This window comes from Halolamina pelagica, assembly GCF_001307315.1.
GTDB classification, from domain to species: domain Archaea; phylum Halobacteriota; class Halobacteria; order Halobacteriales; family Haloferacaceae; genus Halolamina; species Halolamina pelagica_B.
Map to the genome: position 1 here is coordinate 1,625,683 of NZ_LGUC01000001.1, position 14,886 is coordinate 1,640,568.

Sequence of the window (14,886 nt, forward strand, 5' to 3'; positions counted from 1 at the left end):
CCGCCGCCGGCCCCGGCGACGAGCGACGCAGCCGCGGCTGGTGAGTGTCGAACGACCCGAAAAGCTGGATCAACGAGTGCGGTGTCTCCCCACCCGTCTCAGGGCATGTGGATGCTCTCCTCGGCCTCCAGCAGCTCGTGGTAGCGGTTGCGGATGGTGACTTCGCTGATGTTGGCGACTTCGCTGACCTCGGACTGGGTCACCTTCTCGTTGGTCAGCAGCGACGCGGCGTAGACGGCGGCGGCCGCGAGGCCGACCGGCGACTTCCCCGAGTGGACCTCCTGTTCCTTCGCGGTCTGGAGGAGCTGTCGCGCACGGCGCTCGGCCTCGTCTGAGAGCCCGAGGTCGCTGGCGAAGCGCGGGACGTACTGTTCGGGGTCGGCGGGCTGGATCTCGAGCTTGAGTTCGCGGACGACGTAGCGGTAGGTCCGGGCGATCTCGTCCTTCTCGACCCGGGAGACCGCGGAGATCTCGTCGAGGCTGCGCGGCGTGCCGGCCTTTCGGGCGGCGGCGTACAGACTCGCCGTGGAGACGCCCTCGATGGAGCGTCCGGGGAGAAGATCCTCAGAGAGTGCGCGGCGGTAGATCACGGAGGCGGTCTCGCGGACGTTCTCCGGGAGGCCGAGCGCGGAGGCCATCCGGTCGATCTCGCCGAGTGCCTGCTTGAGGTTCCGTTCCTTCGAGTCACGGGTGCGGAACCGCTCGTTCCAGGTCCGCAGGCGCTGCATCTTCTGTCGCTGGCTGGCCGACAGCTGGTTGCCGTAGGCGTCCTTGTCCTGCCAGCCGATGTTCGTCGACAGCCCCTTGTCGTGCATCATGTTCGTCGTCGGGGCGCCGACGCGGGACTTCTCGTCTTTCTCGCGGGAGTCGAACGCGCGCCACTCGGGACCGTGGTCGATGCTGTCCTCGTCGACCACGAGACCGCAGTCCTGACACACCGTCTCGCCGTGTTCGGTGTCAGTCGCGAGGCTGCCGCCACACTCCGGACACTGGAGCTCGTCGACGGACTCCTCCTCGGTCTCTTCCTCGCTCTGTGCGGCCTCGGCACGCTCACTGGTGTACGCTTGTACTTTGTCGCTCATTGGATGTGGGGGAGAGACAGATGCGTCTGGACTGCAGTCGTCTCACTTCCGGATAATGCGCCAAGGGTTTTAACTCTACTGGCTGATTTCCCGTAGCCAGTTCTGGAGAAGAAGCCGGTAGAACCGCTGAAACGAGCGAATCGGCCGAAACGTGGCGCCACCGGGTTTCACCGGATGCGGGTGCCGTCGGCTACTTGAGGGTTTCGCCCGGCTGAGCTCCGCCTTTATTGAGCGTTTCGCCCGCAGGAACCGGCGGCGACGCCGGTCACAAACCCGACTCCAGGGTCCCGTCACCGGGGGCCTGTCAGTTGGCCGCCGGGGCGTAGAAACTGGCCCGGAAGAGGCTCCCGCCGTACCACACGATCCGGCCCGTCGCCGACTCGTCGGGGTCGAACCCCAGCCCCGCCAGCAGCGCTTCGAACGCCGAGGATAGTTCTCCTGTCTCGGTGTAGGCGCCGCGACTGATCGCCTCGTCCAGCAGATCGCGGGCGTCGGTCGAGAGGCTGACCGTGGCGAGGTCGGCGTCGACGACCGACGCCAGCACCACGTCGCGGAACGCCTCGCGCGAGTCGGCGACTTCGACGGCCTGCACGGTGTGTTCGGTCAGGGTGAGTTGCTCGCGGCGAACCTCGACGCGCTGGGCGAACGCCCCGTCGTCGGTCATCGTCACCACCTCCCCGTCGAGTTCAGTCGCGAGACGGCTGTCGCGTTCAGCCGGCCGTGCCATCACGTAGGCGTCGCCGCGGAGCAAGTCTGACGCGGCGGAGTCGCCGCCGGTGATGGCGTGTGAGTGGAGGATCTTCAGCGGCCGGGCACTAGGCTGGTCGAGCGAGTCGATCAGCACCGCGTCGTCGGGCACCGCCTCCCCGTCGACCTCACTCACCCGGACCACGGGTCGCGACAGTTCGGCCCGGCCGGTGACGAACGTCACGGTCCGGTAGTACCGACCGTCGTGTTCGACGTAGTTACCGTCCTGGAGTGCCTCGTAGCCGTGCGTGGTGTACTGTCCGTCCGGGAGGATCGCGTCGAGGGCGGCACGGGCCGGCTCGCCGAACAGGTCACCGTTCGGCGGGTCGTACAGCGCGAACGCGACGGGGTCCTGTGTGATTCGGTCCACGTGGAGCTCGTGTTCGGGGACGCCTCGGTACCCACGAGGCTGGACGAACAGCCGGCGAGGGCGGCCAGGACCGCGGTACCGGCGAACTGGAGGGACTGACGGCGAGAGACCATAGCGGCCGTTCCGGGGACGACCACTTGGGCCTATCGGCGCTGTTTTGCCGCTCCCGTCGGGTTTGATAGGCCACCACCACCTACTACCACCAGTGACACCTGACCCCGACGCCACCAACGAAGCGTACTTGGACCGACAGGCTGCGCGGGAGTCGAGCGCGCGAACCTACCCCACTACCTCCCGATGGCGGCCGAGCGCGCCGAGGGCGTGGAGCTGATCGACGTCGAGGGCGAGCACTACATCGACTGCCTCGCCGGCGCCGGCTCCATCCCGCTGGGCCACAACCACCCCGCCATCGTCGACGCCATCGAGGGCGTGCTCGACGACGCGGCGCCGACGCACACCCTCGACATCACCACGCCCCAACGCGAGGCGTTCCTCGACTCGCTGCTGCCGACGCTCCCCGCCGAACTCCGGGAGCACGCCCGCGTCCAGTTCTGTAGTCCCGCCGGCACTGACGCCGTGGAGGCGTCGCTCAAACTGATGCAGAAAGCAACCGGCAACCGCGACGTGATCGCGTTCCGGGGCGCCTACCACGGCATGACCGCCGGATCGATGGCGCTGATGGGCGACACGGACCCCCGCGAGGGAGTCGCAGTGCCGGGAAACGTCCACCACGAACCGTTCCCCTACGACTACCGGCCGCCGCTGGGCATCGGCGGCGCAGCCGAGCACGAGGCGCTCGCGACGGAGTTCGAGACGCTGCTGACCGACCCCGAGTCCGGCGTCGGGGACCCCGCGGCGGTCATCGTCGAACCCATCCAGGGCGAAGGCGGCTCGCTCCCCGCCCCGGACGGCTGGCTGCGGGAGATCCGGCGCATCACCCGCGAGCAGGGCGTCCCGCTGATCCTCGACGAGATCCAGGCCGGCGTCGGCCGCACTGGGGAGATGTACGCCTTCGAGCACGCCGACATCGTCCCCGACGCCGTGCTGCTCTCGAAAGCCGTGGGCGGCGGGGTGCCGCTGTCGGTGCTGGTGTACCGCGAGCGCTTCGACGAGTGGGAGTCGGGCGACCACGTCGGGACGTTCCGTGGCCACCAACTCGGGATGGCCGCCGGCCGTGCCGCGCTCGACTACGTCGTCGAGAACGATCTGCCCGGCCACGCCGCCGAGATGGGTGCGCGCCTCCTCGACCATCTCGACGCGACGGCGGCGGGTCGACCCGAACTCGCGGACGTTCGCGGCCGGGGGCTCCTGCTCGGCGTCGAGGTGGTCGACCCGACGGCGGCAGCGACGCCGACGGGTGCACAGCCGCCGGACGCGGAACTGGCCGAAGAGATCCAACGAGCCTGCTTCGACCGCGGGCTGGTGGTCGAACGCGGCGGCCGCGAGGGCGCGACGGTCAGGTTCCTGCCGCCGCTGGTGATTTCCGAAGCGGAGATCGACACGGTGGGTGAGCGCTTCGACGCCGCGGTGTCGGCGGCGCTGGACTGACTACGCCTGCGCAGTCAGCGCGGTGGTGAGCCGGTGTTCGACGGCGTCCATCCGCTCCAGCAGGCGCGTCCCGTCGGCGAGAACGGGGTAGGTGGCGTCGATGTCCTGATACAGGTAGCGGTACACCGACTCGCTGTCCCGTCGCTGCCAGCCGAACGCGACGCCCGCTTGGATCTGCTCCTGTCGGCGGTCGAGCGTCGCCGTCAGCGAGTCGCGAGCCGTTTCGAGTCGGGTGTAGCGCTGTTGCAGCTCCTCGAACGAGCGCCGGCGGAGTCGCTGGCCGTCGACGGCCTCACAGCGGGTGGCAGCGTCGTCGAGGGCGTTACCTGCTGCTTCGAGTCGGTCGCGCTCCCTGTCGAGCGTGTCGAGATAGCGGTCCCGGCTGGTCACTCCCTCCTGTGCGCTCGCGATCACGGCGCGTTTGACCTGTGGCGAGAGCGCGTCGTTGGCCAGCACCGCGCCGCCCACGCCGTCGCCGAACTCGTTGACGATGTTGACAGGGAACGACTCGCCGTAGTCGCGCTCGTAGTGGGGCACGTCCATCACGGTCTCCCGGTAGGCAGTCCGCACCTCCCCCATCCCGCCGGCTTGGCCCGTCGTCGCGCCGACGACACCGACACCGCCCCCCTCGACCGTCGACTTGAGGCCGGACGGCGAGAGCTGTTCGACCCGGGAGACGAACGCTTTCAGGGCGTCCTGCTCGGCGGTGATCGCCTCGTACTCCACTCGGAGCGCCTCGAGCGCCGCCCGCACGTTCGTTCGCGGGGCGAACAACAGCCCAGTCGCGAGCCCCGCCCACAGCACGAGCGCCACGATCGAGCCTACGAGTGCTTCCAGACAGCCAAGCGCGCCGCTACAGGCCGCCATCTCCCCTTCGATCCGCGGCGCGAGACTGTACGAAGCGGGCATCTACTGTGTGAATAACTACCGTGGAGCTACTTGAAACAACCGCCTCCGGCGACGATCACCCGAAGCCGGGCGGATCGACAGAGCGAAGGTCCGCCCTTCCGACACCACTCGACATGGTCAAGATGGTCGTCCTGCTGGTCCGGAAGGAGTCACTCAGCTACGAGGAGTTCCTGACCTACTGGGAGGAGGAACACGTGCCGCTGGTCGAGGCGCTCCCGGGCGTCGAGCGCTACGTCACCTCCCACCCGACCGACCCCGCAAAGAGCGCCTACGACGGCGTCGCCGAGGTGTACTTCGAGGACATGGAGACGCTGGGCGCCGCCTTCGACTCGGAGGCCGGCGAGGCGCTGCTGGCCGACGCCGAGGCGTTCTCCGACCAGGAGGCCGGCGAAGTGCTGTACATGTCGGAGGAGACGCGCTTCACCGCGGAGTGAGGCTCACCCCCTTGGACTGTCGGCCGACGACTCGTCGGTGAGATCGGACTCCGTTGGCGCCCCGTCCCCCCGTCCTGGGCGCCGGTGTCGTCGGCGCGGCCGTCGTCGGTGCCGTCGATAGCCTCGTTCGCAGCCGACCCGCCGTTCGTCGACGGTCCGTTCTCGTCGGGGAGGGAGACGCCCGCCACGTCGGCCAACACGCCGCCGTCCCCGGACTCGTTCGCATCGTCGCCGATCGATTCGCGTGCGAGCCGCGGCGGCTCGTACACGAGCGCCACCTCTTCGCTGAGCGCGTAGAACCGACCCGAGCCCGGATCCTCGATGACGCCGGTTCCGGCGTCGATGGCGAAATCGACCACGTCCTCGAGCGACGCCGCCTCCGCGCGTGTCCGCCCGTCGAACGTCGGCGAGAGCCGGGCACGGACGACCCACTCGTCGAACTCCGCGCGGTCGTCCTGAAACGCCAGCAGGTCGCGCTCCGCCTCGGAGAGGCTGAACGCCTCCCGCCGCCGACCGACAGCCAGCCCCGCGAGCCCCGCGGCGCCCACGAGGAACAGCAGCGGACCGCCGAGCGACCAGAACGGACCGTACTCCCGGGGAGTGCTAACGGTCGTGGTCGTCGTCATCGGTTGGCTCCCCGCCGTTTCCGGGCCGACAGTGTACGAACCGCCGCCGATGCTCACTGGGAGCCGATGCGTGAACGAGAGATCCGCCGACCCCCCGTCGACGGCGCTCGCGACCGTCACGTCGACCGCCACGAACGTCGATATCTCGCCCTGGGTGTCCCCCAGCGCCGACTGGATCTCCGCCCGACGGTCGGCCACCTCGGTGGCGTTCAGCGTGAAGTCGACTGTCGCCGACTCGCCGGCCGCAAGCGAGTCTACCTGCGTCGAGTCGAGCGGCGTGCGATCGGTCCAGTAAACCCCCTCCTCCCCGCTCGACTGGACCACCAGCGACGCGTTCAGCCCCACCGTCGCCGATGCCGCGTCCCGACCCATGTACGTCAGCACGTACTCGCCGTCGAGCTCCGGCGACACGCCGGTGTAGTACGTCGACCGATTCGAGAGGGTCGACCCGACTGGGAAGATCGGGTTCTCGCGGGTCACGTCGGCAGTGTGGTAGAAGCTGCCGTCGGCCGTCCAGTGCGTCCGCTCGACCTGCTCGGTCGTTTCTCCCGGATCCACGTGGGCAGTGTAGGCAGCAGCACCCCCACGAGCACGAGGGCGATCAGTACCGCTGCGAGCACAGCGAACCACGACCCCACGATCGCCCGCCCCCGAAGTTTGCTCCTCCCCTGAGTCATGGATTTGATTGTGGGATGACGTTACATAGGACTATTGGTCAGCCGACAAGACTGTTCACCGCGTGAGATAGCGAAGGAGTCGACGCCACGTCGATCGATTGTGGCGGGAGCTCCGGTTACGGACCCGCACGCGGCGGCCGCCGAGCAGGACGAGCCCCAGCAGCGCGACGCCGCCAGCCAGGCCGGCATCGATGGCCAAGATCGGGAGCCACGGGTGGACGTCGTACAGCGTGTCGATCACCGGCATCGGGAGGAGCGCGAGATAGCGGTGTTCGGTCACGAACCGACGGTAGTAGCCGGTCTCCGGCGGCGCCGACAGCGTCATCTCGACTGTGGCCTCGCTCCGGCCACCCACGCGGACGCGTTCCGGCTCGATCGCGACGCCGTCGCTCCCTGGCTCGACGTAGGCCACGACGGGCACCAACCCCGCGTTTGGCACGGTGTAGGGGAGCGTCGTCGACTCCCCCTGCTGGATCACGGTCGGGTTCTCGGACGCGAACTCCGCGCTCACGACGCCGAACTGTTGGGTGCCGGCTGGCACCACCATCGCAGCCGTGGCCGCCGCGACGAGCATCCCGGCCAGGAGGAGAACCACGAGCGCGGGGGAGAGCCCCTGATCCCGGCTGCGATCACGGTCGCGATCCCGCTCTCGCCCATCGTTGGCGACGAGATCGTAGAGGTACAGCAGCGCCGAGAGCCCGAGCAGGAGGTACGCGAGCCCCTGTGTCCCCAGTAGCGCCCGGGAGCCCGTCAGCACGGCGAGCCGCTGTTGGACTGCCGAGAAGGCCCCTGGAGCCCAGTGACCAGCGTGCCGAGGTTGGGGATCACCACGACGCTGCCGCCGATCTGGAGCGCCTCCGCGACGATCTGTCCCTCCTTCACCGGTGGCTCGTTGCCGTCCTGATCGGTGAAGGGGTTGGCGTCCCCTCGCGTGATGTACCCCCGTTCTGTTTCGCCGACGACACGGTGGGTCGTCAACCCTCCTCCCTGCAGCTCCTCCGCCCGGAAAACGATCACGTCGCCCTCTTCGACGTCGCCAGTGACGGCGGCGGGGACGGCGACGAAGCCGTCACCCGGTTCGAGCGTCGGCTCCATACTCCCCGTCTCAACGTAGCCGAGCAACACGGGCGTGCCGAGCACCTGGCCGAGCAACAGCGACGCGACCACGAGCACGAGCGCCGCTTCGGCGCCGAGCGTCAGGAGTCGGCGGGGAGTCATTCAGTCAGTCGAAGGGTTGTGTCAGTCTGACAAAAACCCTCGGTCGGCGCCGTCGTCGACGACGCCCGCCACGACCGCGCTGTAGGGACGATGAACCCCAGACAGAAGCCGAGCAGGTGCACGTAGACGTTTACGACGCCGCCGTCTGCCGTCACCGTGCTGAAGCCGACGTACTGGTACCCCAGCAGCGCGACCGCACCGAGCACGCCGGCGTCGAGCCACCCGGCCTGCACGTTCACGGGGGGTTGCCCCGCGGCGATCGGTGGGCCGCGATCACGTAGAGCGCAGCTAACACGGCGCTCGCGACGGCCACGCCGCGGGCCGCACCGTCGGGGAGCGCGACGAGCGATATCGTCACGATCACTGCGAAGAAGAGCGCCGGCGCGTCCCGGACGCGGATCCGGCCGTCGAGTCGGGCCCCGTAAGCCACGAGGACCAGCGCGAGGAGCCCCGAGAACGCCATATTCACCCCTGAAAGTCCGTACCCGACGGCGTCGCGGGGCACCGCGAGGTTCAGCACCGACAGCACGGGGGGAAACGCCACCAGGAACGTCGCGGCGGTGACCCCGAACAGCCGCCGATGCCCCGCGAGCCCGGCGAGCACGTACGCGAACCCGGCCACGAGCACGTAGCCGAGCAGGTTCGCGGCGAGGTGGCTGGCCTCGAAGTGGACGACGTGTGCAGTGTAGGCAGTGAGTAGCGACGGGTCCCGGTAGACGAACGCTAGCGACTCCCGGCGCCCGATCGGGAGCGCGAACGTGGCAAGTGCCAGGGCGGGTACTACCGACAGCGCGAGACAGTCCCGGAGTCGGACGGCGTCCCGCAGCGCCGCCGTAAACGACCTATCGCCCGGCCGAACCATGTGTACCCGAACGATCTAACCTGTCAAAAGCGTACCTGCTCGGCTGGTCACGGCCCCGGCGTGCGGCGGGCGAGTACCAGCACCATCGCGAGGATGGCCAGCAAGCCGACCAGCCCCAGCAGACTCTCCAGCCCGAAGCCACCTGGTTCCGCTACAGGGGTGTCAGTCGCCGAGGCCGTCGACGGTGGCGCAGTCGTTTCGGTCACCGTTGCTGTCTGTGGCGTGTCCTCGGCGACGACGGTGAAGCTGCCCGTCTCGACGCCGTCGACGCTGACGGTGTACTCCCCGGTCTCGTTCCGCACGACGGGGACGGTAACGGTCTCCGTCGCGCCGGGCGCCACCTCGACTGTTCGGGTTGCGGCGATTTCGTCGTTCACTCGCACCGTGAGGGTGCGGTTCCCAGCGAGTGTGCCGTTGTTCGACACCGACGCCGTCACCGTGACGCGCTCGCCGGGTGCGACTGTCGTCGCGGAGAGATCGGCGTCGCTGAGGGCGAGCTGGGGATGCTTGACCGCAACGACGAACGTCGAGAACCCGGGTGTTTCGGCCTCGAACGTCAGCCGGTTGTCCCGCTCGCCGGTCGCCGTCGTGTCGAGTTCGGTGAGGGAGCCGTCTGCGTACCGATAGACGGCGAGGTTCGCCATCTCGACCTCCCGTTCCGCTACGAACGACTTCGCGGCGCTGAACTCCATCGTCGCACCCGAGATCGTGCCGCTGTCGACGGTCATCTGGACCGCGCCCAACGGCTCCGCGCCGGCGTCGACGACGACCGACTCGGCCGCACCGACGCCAGAGGTGTCCGCTGTCAGCGAGTAGGACCGGTTTTCGCTCGTCGTCGAGATCCGGTCTAGTGTGAGTGCCCCGGACGGGTCGAGCGCCAGCCGACTGGCGTTGAACTCGGTCGAGCCGGGGTCGCCGCTAAGCAGGACGAACCGCCGCGAGTGTTCGGTCGGTGCCGTGACCCGTTTCGCGAAGCCGTCGATCGACGGCGTTTCGCTCGTGTCGGCGGTGTCGGCGCCGCCAGTGTTGCCGCCGCCGGTGTCGGCGGCGACCGTCTCGGGCTCGGCCACCAAGGAGTGGATCGTGATGTCGTCGACGAACCCGTCGGCGCGGCCGGTCGTGTCGACCGTGAGCGAGACGGCGACCGACTCGTTGGGCGCGAGGGTGACGTTGTTCGCCTCGGACTGGATCGGCTGGCCGTCGACGGCGAACGTCACGGCGTCGGAGCCGTGTGTCAGCCAGACGTGTGCGTACTGGGAGCCGTCGTACCGGATACGAAACACGTCCTGAATGGTCGTCCGTCCGTCGGCGTTGACGCCCTCGGCATCGAGATCGGGGTTGGTCGGCGAGAGGTCGACCACCAGTTCGTCGTCGGCATCGAGATACGCGTAGTCGCTGCTCGGTGCGAGCTCGATTTCGTCCCCGATCTGGTCCGTGGGTCCGGCGAACAGCGAGGCCGCTGTCGACGGGAACGCGAAGCTCCCCGCGACGACGAGCGTGAGGGCGAGCGCAATCGTTCGGCGGTTAGTCACTTGGGGGTCACCTGTTTAGCGCCGTATCGCCTCCTCGGAGGGCGAACGTACTCCTCAATTACTAGGCATATACCGTAGTATTGGTACTGCTGAACTGGTTCAGGGAGTGCTTGTACCGGCGATCACCCGTATTTGGTGATGGTAGCAACGTCCATCCGCACGCTCGTCGACGCTGAAACAGTTCCCAGCGTCGACAGGTGACTGACGCACGTCTGACGTTGTATGTGTGTCCCAACGCCGAAAACAATCCCGGCCGAGTCTATGGGTTTTGCTCCCAAGGTGTATTAGTATCACATTACGATACAAGATACGAAAGTAGAAATATGCAGTTCAGGGGCTTCTTGATGCTATTTCACGTGATTTCGTTACTAATGAATACCCTACCTATCTTCTAAACTATACCTAGTGTTTATGTGGCACTAAACTAACACTCTATATGTGTCATCCTCAACTCAGAGTCGGCAAAATGGGGAGGTTGCCGGCGAGGTGGGCTCGGGGCCGATCAACGGGGAGTCCCCGAACATCTCGGACGACGAGCTGTTCGAGGTGCTCTCGAACCGCCGTCGCCGGTACACTGTCCACGCCTTGGAGGAAACGAACGGCGCCGCAGAGATCGGCGACGTCGCGGAGCAGGTCGCCGCCTGGGAGTACGACGTCGACGTAGAGGAGGTGTCCTACGAGGAGCGCAAGCGCGTGTACACGGCGCTCCAGCAGTCGCATCTCCCGATGATGGACGACGCGGGTATCGTGAAGTTCAACAAGGACCGAGGGTTGGTCGAGCCGACGGAGTCGCTGAACGACATCGAGGTGTACATGGAGGTCGTGCAGGGCAACGAGATCCCCTGGAGCGTCTACTACCTCGGGCTCTCAGGCGTCGCCGCCACGCTCACGGCGGCGGTCTGGCTCGACGCCTGGCCGTTCGCGATCTTCCCTGACGTTGCGTGGATGACGGCGCTCACCGCGATGTTCGCCGTCTCTGCAGTCGCGCACACGTACTACGCACGCGGCCAGCGTATCGGCGAGACGGACAAACCACCCGAACTCAGGCAAGAATGAACTACCAGCGCGCGGTCAGTGTGCTGCTCGCGGTAACGGCAGCGTCGATGCTCGTCACGGGGAGCTTCGGCTTCACCAGCGTCAGCGCCGACCGCGGCGTCTCGGTCGCCGTCGTCGACTCCGAGAACGCGTACGTTGGTGTCTCCGTCTGCGAGAAGGACAACGGTAACGAGAACGGCGCGAACCCGGTGAAGGTCACCGTCACCAACCAGTTCTCCGAACAGTTTACCGTCGACAGGATCAGTTGGAGCGACTCCGCCCATCCGAACAAGTCCGCGTTAAATCCCGAGGTAACGCTAGATTCGGGCGATTCACACACGTTCAACAACGCCTTCGGTGACCAGGTGGTAACTGTCGAGGTGTCCGACGGGCTGGAGGCGACCGTGAACGCGGAGGTTCAGGATCGCTCGACCTGCAAGACGAATGGAGTTGGTGGCGAGGCCCATGCGGACGGCGATAAACAAGGTAAGGAAAAGACGGAGACGCCGGAACCTGACGAGGAAAAGACAGAGACGCCGGAACCTGACGAGGAAAAGACAGAGACGCCGGAACCTGACGACTGAACACCGACCGGTGCCCCTCCCTTTCAGACCGCGCCCTCTTCCTGCAACCGTTCGATCTCCTCGTCGCTGTACCCCAGTTCCGCGAGCACCGTCTCTGTGTGCTCGCCAAGCAGCGGCGGGTGGCGGCGCGCGGCCGCGGTGTAGTCCTCGAACTGCATCGGCGACCCCGGCAGTTCGATCTCGCCGGCAGTCGGGTGGGAGACGCGCTGGCGCATCCCTCGCGCCTCGGCCTGGGGGTCGTCGAACGCCTCGAGCACGTCCCGGATGCGCCCGACCGGCACGTCGTTGGCCCGGAGCAGGTCGACGACTTCGTCGACCGTGTTCTCGGCGAACGCCTCGGTCAGGATCGACTCTAGTTCGTCTCGGTTGGCGACGCGCTTCTCGTTGGTCTCGAAGCGCGGATCGTCGACGAGCTCCGGGCGGTCGAGCGCCTGACAGAGTCGGTACCAGATAGCCTGGCTCGCGCAGGCGACGACTACGTAGCCGTCGGCGGTCTCGAACGCCTGGTACGGTGCGATGTTGGGGTGGCGAGAGCCCATCCGTTCGGGTGCCTCACCGGAGGCGAAGCCGTCGGTCGCCATGTAGCTGAGCCAGCCCAGTAGCGCGTCGAACAGCGCCACGTCGATGCGGTCCCCGCCCTCGTCTGCGAACTCCCGGCGGAACAGTGCTGCCAGGATCGACTGCGTTGCGTACATCCCCGCCGCGAGGTCGGCGACGGCGACGCCGACGCGAACCGGCGGGCGGCCCTCCTCCCCGGTGATGCTCATCATCCCGCCCTCGGCCTGCATCATCAGGTCGTACGCCGGGCGCTCGGCTTTGGGGCCGTACTGGCCGTAGCCAGTGATGGAGCAGAACACCAGCCCCGGGTTCCGCTCGCTGAGCGTCTCGTAGTCGAGGTCCCACTCCGCGGCTTTCCCCACCCGAAAGTTCTCCAGCACCACGTCGGCCTCCGCGGCGAGGTCGCGGAACGTCTCGCGGCCCGCCTCGGTGGTGAGGTTGAGGGTGATCGAGCGCTTGTTCCGGTTGATGCTGGCGTAGTACGAAGCGACCTCGTCGCCGAACGCCGGCGGCGTCCAGTGTCGCGTCTGGTCGCCGCCGTCGGGGCGTTCGACCTTGATCACGTCGGCACCCAGGTCGCCGAGCTGCATCCCGCAGAACGGGCCGGCGAGCACGCGCGAGGCGTCGAGCACGGTGACACCGTCGAGCGGGCCGGTCGGATCGTCGCTCATGGCACGACCCGAGCGGGCCAGCGCCTTAGTGGCGCCGTTTTCCGGCACTGTTTTCTCGCTGTCATCCACAGCGCCGATATGGAGTACGTCGACGCCGGCGGCGCACGCATCCCGAAGATCGGCCTCGGAACCTGGCAGAACGAGGGGCGGGCGTGCGTCGATGCCGTCCGGACCGCGCTCGATCTCGGCTACAGACACGTCGACACCGCACAGATGTACCAGAACGAGGCCGCCGTGGGACGGGCCATCGACGCCGCCGACGTTCCCCGGGAGGAGCTGTTCCTCACCACGAAAGTGTGGCGTACGAACCTCCGACACGACGACGTGATCGATTCCGTCGAGTCGAGCCTCGCGGATCTCGGCGTCGACTACCTGGACCTGCTCCTGATCCACTGGCCCCATCCCCGCATCCCGGTCGAGGAGACGCTGACCGCGATGACCGAACTCCGGGAGGCTGGCAAGGTCCGCCACCTCGGCGTCAGCAACTTCACGGCCTCGCAGCTCCGGGACGCGGTTCGGGTCGCCGACAGCCCGATCGTCGCCAACCAGGTCCTCTCCCACCCGTACACCGATCAGTCTGAACTGCGCGCCGTCTGTCGGGAGCACGACGTGGCACTGACGGCGTACAGCCCGCTCGCGAGGGGTGCGGTGCTCGACGATGACGTCCTGGCCGAGATCGGCGGCCGATACGGGAAGTCGGCGGCGCAGGTCGCGCTCCGGTGGCTCGTCCAGCAGGACGGCGTCGTCGCCGTTCCGAAAGCGTCGAGCCGCAGTCATCTCGAAGCGAACCTGGCAGTGTTCGACTTCGAACTCTCGGCCGCGGAGGTCGAACGGATCGACGCGCTCACCCCCGGGCTCCGAACGCGGCTCTACAACCTCAGCCCCGCGATCATGCGCCGGAATCCCTTCTGAGCGAGCCGATAGTCACGCGTGGTCGACCGAGGGGGCGTTCCGGACCTGCGCCGACAGCGCACGTCCGGTGTTGAACGCCTCGAGCCACTCGAGCAGGTCGCGGACGGACTCTGTCCGCCACTGCCACATGTCGAGTTCGGCCAGCGCCGCCGCCGCGTCCGCAGAGGCTGTCGAGAGCGCGCTCCCGTCCCGGACGAACGCGTCCAGTACCGTCGCTGCGGCGGCGTCGACCTCGAACGCGACGGTCCGGACGCCGCATTCGGTCACCAGGGAGCGAATCAGCCGGTCCTTGTGCTCGAAACACTCCCGCGTGCCGTGGGTCGCTTCGCCGAGGCCGACGAGACTGGCGTCTGCAAGCGACCGTGCTAGCGCGGGCGGGGACGTCCTCGGGCCCTCCGGTGCTGTCCGGTCGCACAGCGGCGCCGAGTCGAGCGGGATAACGTGCTCCCGGAACGCTCGGAGGCGAGCGGCGGGACCCATACGGCCCCGATGTCGCCAACGACCCATGAACGGCAGGGGGGAACGTGATCGCATACCGCGACAACATTTACCAATGTCGAGCCCCGTAGTCCGAGTCAATGGTCGGCCCCCAGTTTGTCTGTGCGGAGTGTGCCCGGACGGTGAGTAACCGCTCCTACCGTGCGGTCTGCCCCGACTGCGGCGGGGAGCTCGACCGGCAGCGGCCGGAGGCGTGAGCGACGAGTCGGCCGACCCGCGGCGGATCCGCTCGCTGGCAGTCCACCGCGACGACGTGGTGACGGCGCTCGAAGCCCGCGAGCGGGGCCGCAAGCCAGCGGTTCTCCGCGTCGTGGCGCCGTTCTCCGGGCGGATGCGGGCCCGCCTCCACGTCGCCGACACGGCGCCCGGCCAGGGCGAGATCCACGTACAGCCGTCGACGTTCGTCGCCGATCCGCCCCCGTTTCCCCGCGTCGACGAGACGGCGGACCGGCTCCGGGAGCACGGCTCCTACGACGTTGAACGCCACCGTGAAGCCCACGGGCGGGCGGTCGCGCGGTGGCGGGAGACGATCTCGGAGCGCCTCCGTGACCGCATCACGCTCCCGACCGGCGCGGGCGGCGACGACGGCCACGAGGTGACGGTCAGCTACTTGGGGTGAGCTG

General features: G+C 67.8%; 14 protein-coding genes and 3 pseudogenes. 7 read left to right on the forward strand and 10 right to left on the reverse strand.

Annotated features, from left to right (window positions below):
* Positions 1 to 98 precede the first annotated feature (98 nt).
* Together SY89_RS08595 and SY89_RS08600 are read right to left on the reverse strand one after the other, a co-directional pair.
* Positions 99 to 1,082: a transcription initiation factor IIB gene (locus SY89_RS08595; RefSeq protein WP_049981489.1), complete on the reverse strand. Its 984-nt coding sequence runs from the start codon at positions 1,080 to 1,082 to the stop codon at positions 99 to 101.
* 304 nt (positions 1,083 to 1,386) lie between these two features.
* Positions 1,387 to 2,199, reverse strand: a complete 813-nt coding sequence (locus SY89_RS08600; RefSeq protein WP_054583909.1) for a hypothetical protein — start codon at positions 2,197 to 2,199, stop codon at positions 1,387 to 1,389.
* A 205-nt stretch (positions 2,200 to 2,404) separates the two neighbouring features.
* On the opposite strand from SY89_RS08600, the pseudogene SY89_RS08605 reads away from it, so the two are divergent.
* A pseudogene (locus tag SY89_RS08605) lies at positions 2,405 to 3,747 on the forward strand (diaminobutyrate--2-oxoglutarate transaminase family protein).
* Here SY89_RS08605 and SY89_RS08610 read toward each other — a convergent pair.
* Positions 3,748 to 4,656: a DUF7260 family protein gene (locus tag SY89_RS08610; RefSeq protein ID WP_054583910.1), complete on the reverse strand. Its 909-nt coding sequence runs from the start codon at positions 4,654 to 4,656 to the stop codon at positions 3,748 to 3,750. It lies immediately after the preceding pseudogene.
* 113 nt (positions 4,657 to 4,769) lie between these two features.
* On the opposite strand from SY89_RS08610, the gene SY89_RS15910 reads away from it, so the two are divergent.
* Positions 4,770 to 5,090, forward strand: a complete 321-nt coding sequence (locus SY89_RS15910; RefSeq protein WP_080506649.1) for an EthD family reductase — start codon at positions 4,770 to 4,772, stop codon at positions 5,088 to 5,090.
* A 275-nt stretch (positions 5,091 to 5,365) separates the two neighbouring features.
* On the opposite strand, the pseudogene SY89_RS18395 reads toward SY89_RS15910, so the two are convergent.
* The 5 genes and pseudogenes from SY89_RS18395 to SY89_RS08635 all read right to left on the reverse strand — a co-directional run.
* Positions 5,366 to 6,088, reverse strand: a pseudogene (locus SY89_RS18395) (DUF5305 domain-containing protein); the annotation flags it as partial.
* A 360-nt stretch (positions 6,089 to 6,448) separates the two neighbouring features.
* Positions 6,449 to 7,611: pseudogene (locus tag SY89_RS08620) on the reverse strand (signal peptidase I).
* Positions 7,608 to 7,850, reverse strand: a complete 243-nt coding sequence (locus SY89_RS08625) for a hypothetical protein (protein ID WP_144427168.1) — start codon at positions 7,848 to 7,850, stop codon at positions 7,608 to 7,610. Before SY89_RS08625 ends, SY89_RS08620 begins: the two are co-directional and overlap by 4 nt.
* Positions 7,847 to 8,473 (reverse strand): hypothetical protein, encoded by a 627-nt coding sequence (locus SY89_RS08630; RefSeq protein WP_054583913.1) that lies wholly within the window; start codon positions 8,471 to 8,473, stop codon positions 7,847 to 7,849. The genes SY89_RS08625 and SY89_RS08630 overlap by 4 nt, the downstream gene beginning before the upstream one ends.
* Before the next feature lie 47 nt (positions 8,474 to 8,520).
* Positions 8,521 to 10,005, reverse strand: a complete 1,485-nt coding sequence (locus SY89_RS08635) for a PGF-pre-PGF domain-containing protein (RefSeq protein ID WP_054583914.1) — start codon at positions 10,003 to 10,005, stop codon at positions 8,521 to 8,523.
* Between the two features lie 486 nt (positions 10,006 to 10,491).
* Between SY89_RS08635 and SY89_RS08640 the strand changes: the two genes are divergently transcribed.
* Together SY89_RS08640 and SY89_RS08645 are read left to right on the forward strand one after the other, a co-directional pair.
* Positions 10,492 to 11,061 (forward strand): DUF7344 domain-containing protein, encoded by a 570-nt coding sequence (locus SY89_RS08640; RefSeq protein WP_054583915.1) that lies wholly within the window; start codon positions 10,492 to 10,494, stop codon positions 11,059 to 11,061.
* The gene (locus SY89_RS08645; protein ID WP_054583916.1) at positions 11,058 to 11,624 is read left to right on the forward strand and encodes a hypothetical protein; all 567 of its coding nucleotides are present in this window, start codon (positions 11,058 to 11,060) and stop codon (positions 11,622 to 11,624) included. Before SY89_RS08640 ends, SY89_RS08645 begins: the two co-directional genes overlap by 4 nt.
* A gap of 23 nt (positions 11,625 to 11,647) precedes the next feature.
* Here SY89_RS08645 and SY89_RS08650 read toward each other — a convergent pair whose 3' ends face one another.
* Positions 11,648 to 12,853: a CaiB/BaiF CoA transferase family protein gene (locus tag SY89_RS08650; RefSeq protein WP_054583917.1), complete on the reverse strand. Its 1,206-nt coding sequence runs from the start codon at positions 12,851 to 12,853 to the stop codon at positions 11,648 to 11,650.
* 78 nt (positions 12,854 to 12,931) lie between these two features.
* On the opposite strand from SY89_RS08650, the gene SY89_RS08655 reads away from it, so the two are divergent.
* Positions 12,932 to 13,765, forward strand: coding sequence for an aldo/keto reductase (locus SY89_RS08655; RefSeq protein WP_054583918.1), 834 nt, complete (start codon positions 12,932 to 12,934; stop codon positions 13,763 to 13,765).
* Positions 13,766 to 13,777: 12 nt separating this feature from the next.
* On the opposite strand, the gene SY89_RS08660 is transcribed toward SY89_RS08655, so the two are convergent.
* Positions 13,778 to 14,245, reverse strand: coding sequence for an erythromycin esterase family protein (locus tag SY89_RS08660; protein ID WP_054583919.1), 468 nt, complete (start codon positions 14,243 to 14,245; stop codon positions 13,778 to 13,780).
* Between the two features lie 98 nt (positions 14,246 to 14,343).
* Between SY89_RS08660 and SY89_RS18400 the strand changes: the two genes are divergently transcribed.
* Positions 14,344 to 14,460, forward strand: a complete 117-nt coding sequence (locus SY89_RS18400; RefSeq protein ID WP_239685563.1) for a hydrogenase maturation nickel metallochaperone HypA — start codon at positions 14,344 to 14,346, stop codon at positions 14,458 to 14,460.
* A complete protein-coding gene (locus SY89_RS08665) occupies positions 14,457 to 14,882 on the forward strand; it encodes a hypothetical protein (protein WP_054583920.1) in 426 nt (141 codons plus the stop codon). Before SY89_RS18400 ends, SY89_RS08665 begins: the two co-directional genes overlap by 4 nt.
* Positions 14,883 to 14,886: the final 4 nt, after the last annotated feature.

Bases quoted from the DNA above. Each gene is read 5' to 3' on its own strand.
- SY89_RS08595 (WP_049981489.1), bottom strand. From the start codon at position 1,082: ATGAGCGACAAAGTACAAGCGTACACCAGTGAGCGTGCCGAGGCCGCA.
- SY89_RS08610 (WP_054583910.1), bottom strand. From the start codon at position 4,656: ATGCCCGCTTCGTACAGTCTCGCGCCGCGGATCGAAGGGGAGATGGCG.
- SY89_RS15910 (WP_080506649.1), top strand. From the start codon at position 4,770: ATGGTCAAGATGGTCGTCCTGCTGGTCCGGAAGGAGTCACTCAGCTAC.
- SY89_RS08630 (WP_054583913.1), bottom strand. From the start codon at position 8,473: ATGGTTCGGCCGGGCGATAGGTCGTTTACGGCGGCGCTGCGGGACGCC.
- SY89_RS08645 (WP_054583916.1), top strand. From the start codon at position 11,058: ATGAACTACCAGCGCGCGGTCAGTGTGCTGCTCGCGGTAACGGCAGCG.
- SY89_RS08650 (WP_054583917.1), bottom strand. From the start codon at position 12,853: ATGAGCGACGATCCGACCGGCCCGCTCGACGGTGTCACCGTGCTCGAC.
- SY89_RS08655 (WP_054583918.1), top strand. From the start codon at position 12,932: ATGGAGTACGTCGACGCCGGCGGCGCACGCATCCCGAAGATCGGCCTC.
- SY89_RS08660 (WP_054583919.1), bottom strand. From the start codon at position 14,245: ATGGGTCCCGCCGCTCGCCTCCGAGCGTTCCGGGAGCACGTTATCCCG.
- SY89_RS18400 (WP_239685563.1), top strand. From the start codon at position 14,344: ATGGTCGGCCCCCAGTTTGTCTGTGCGGAGTGTGCCCGGACGGTGAGT.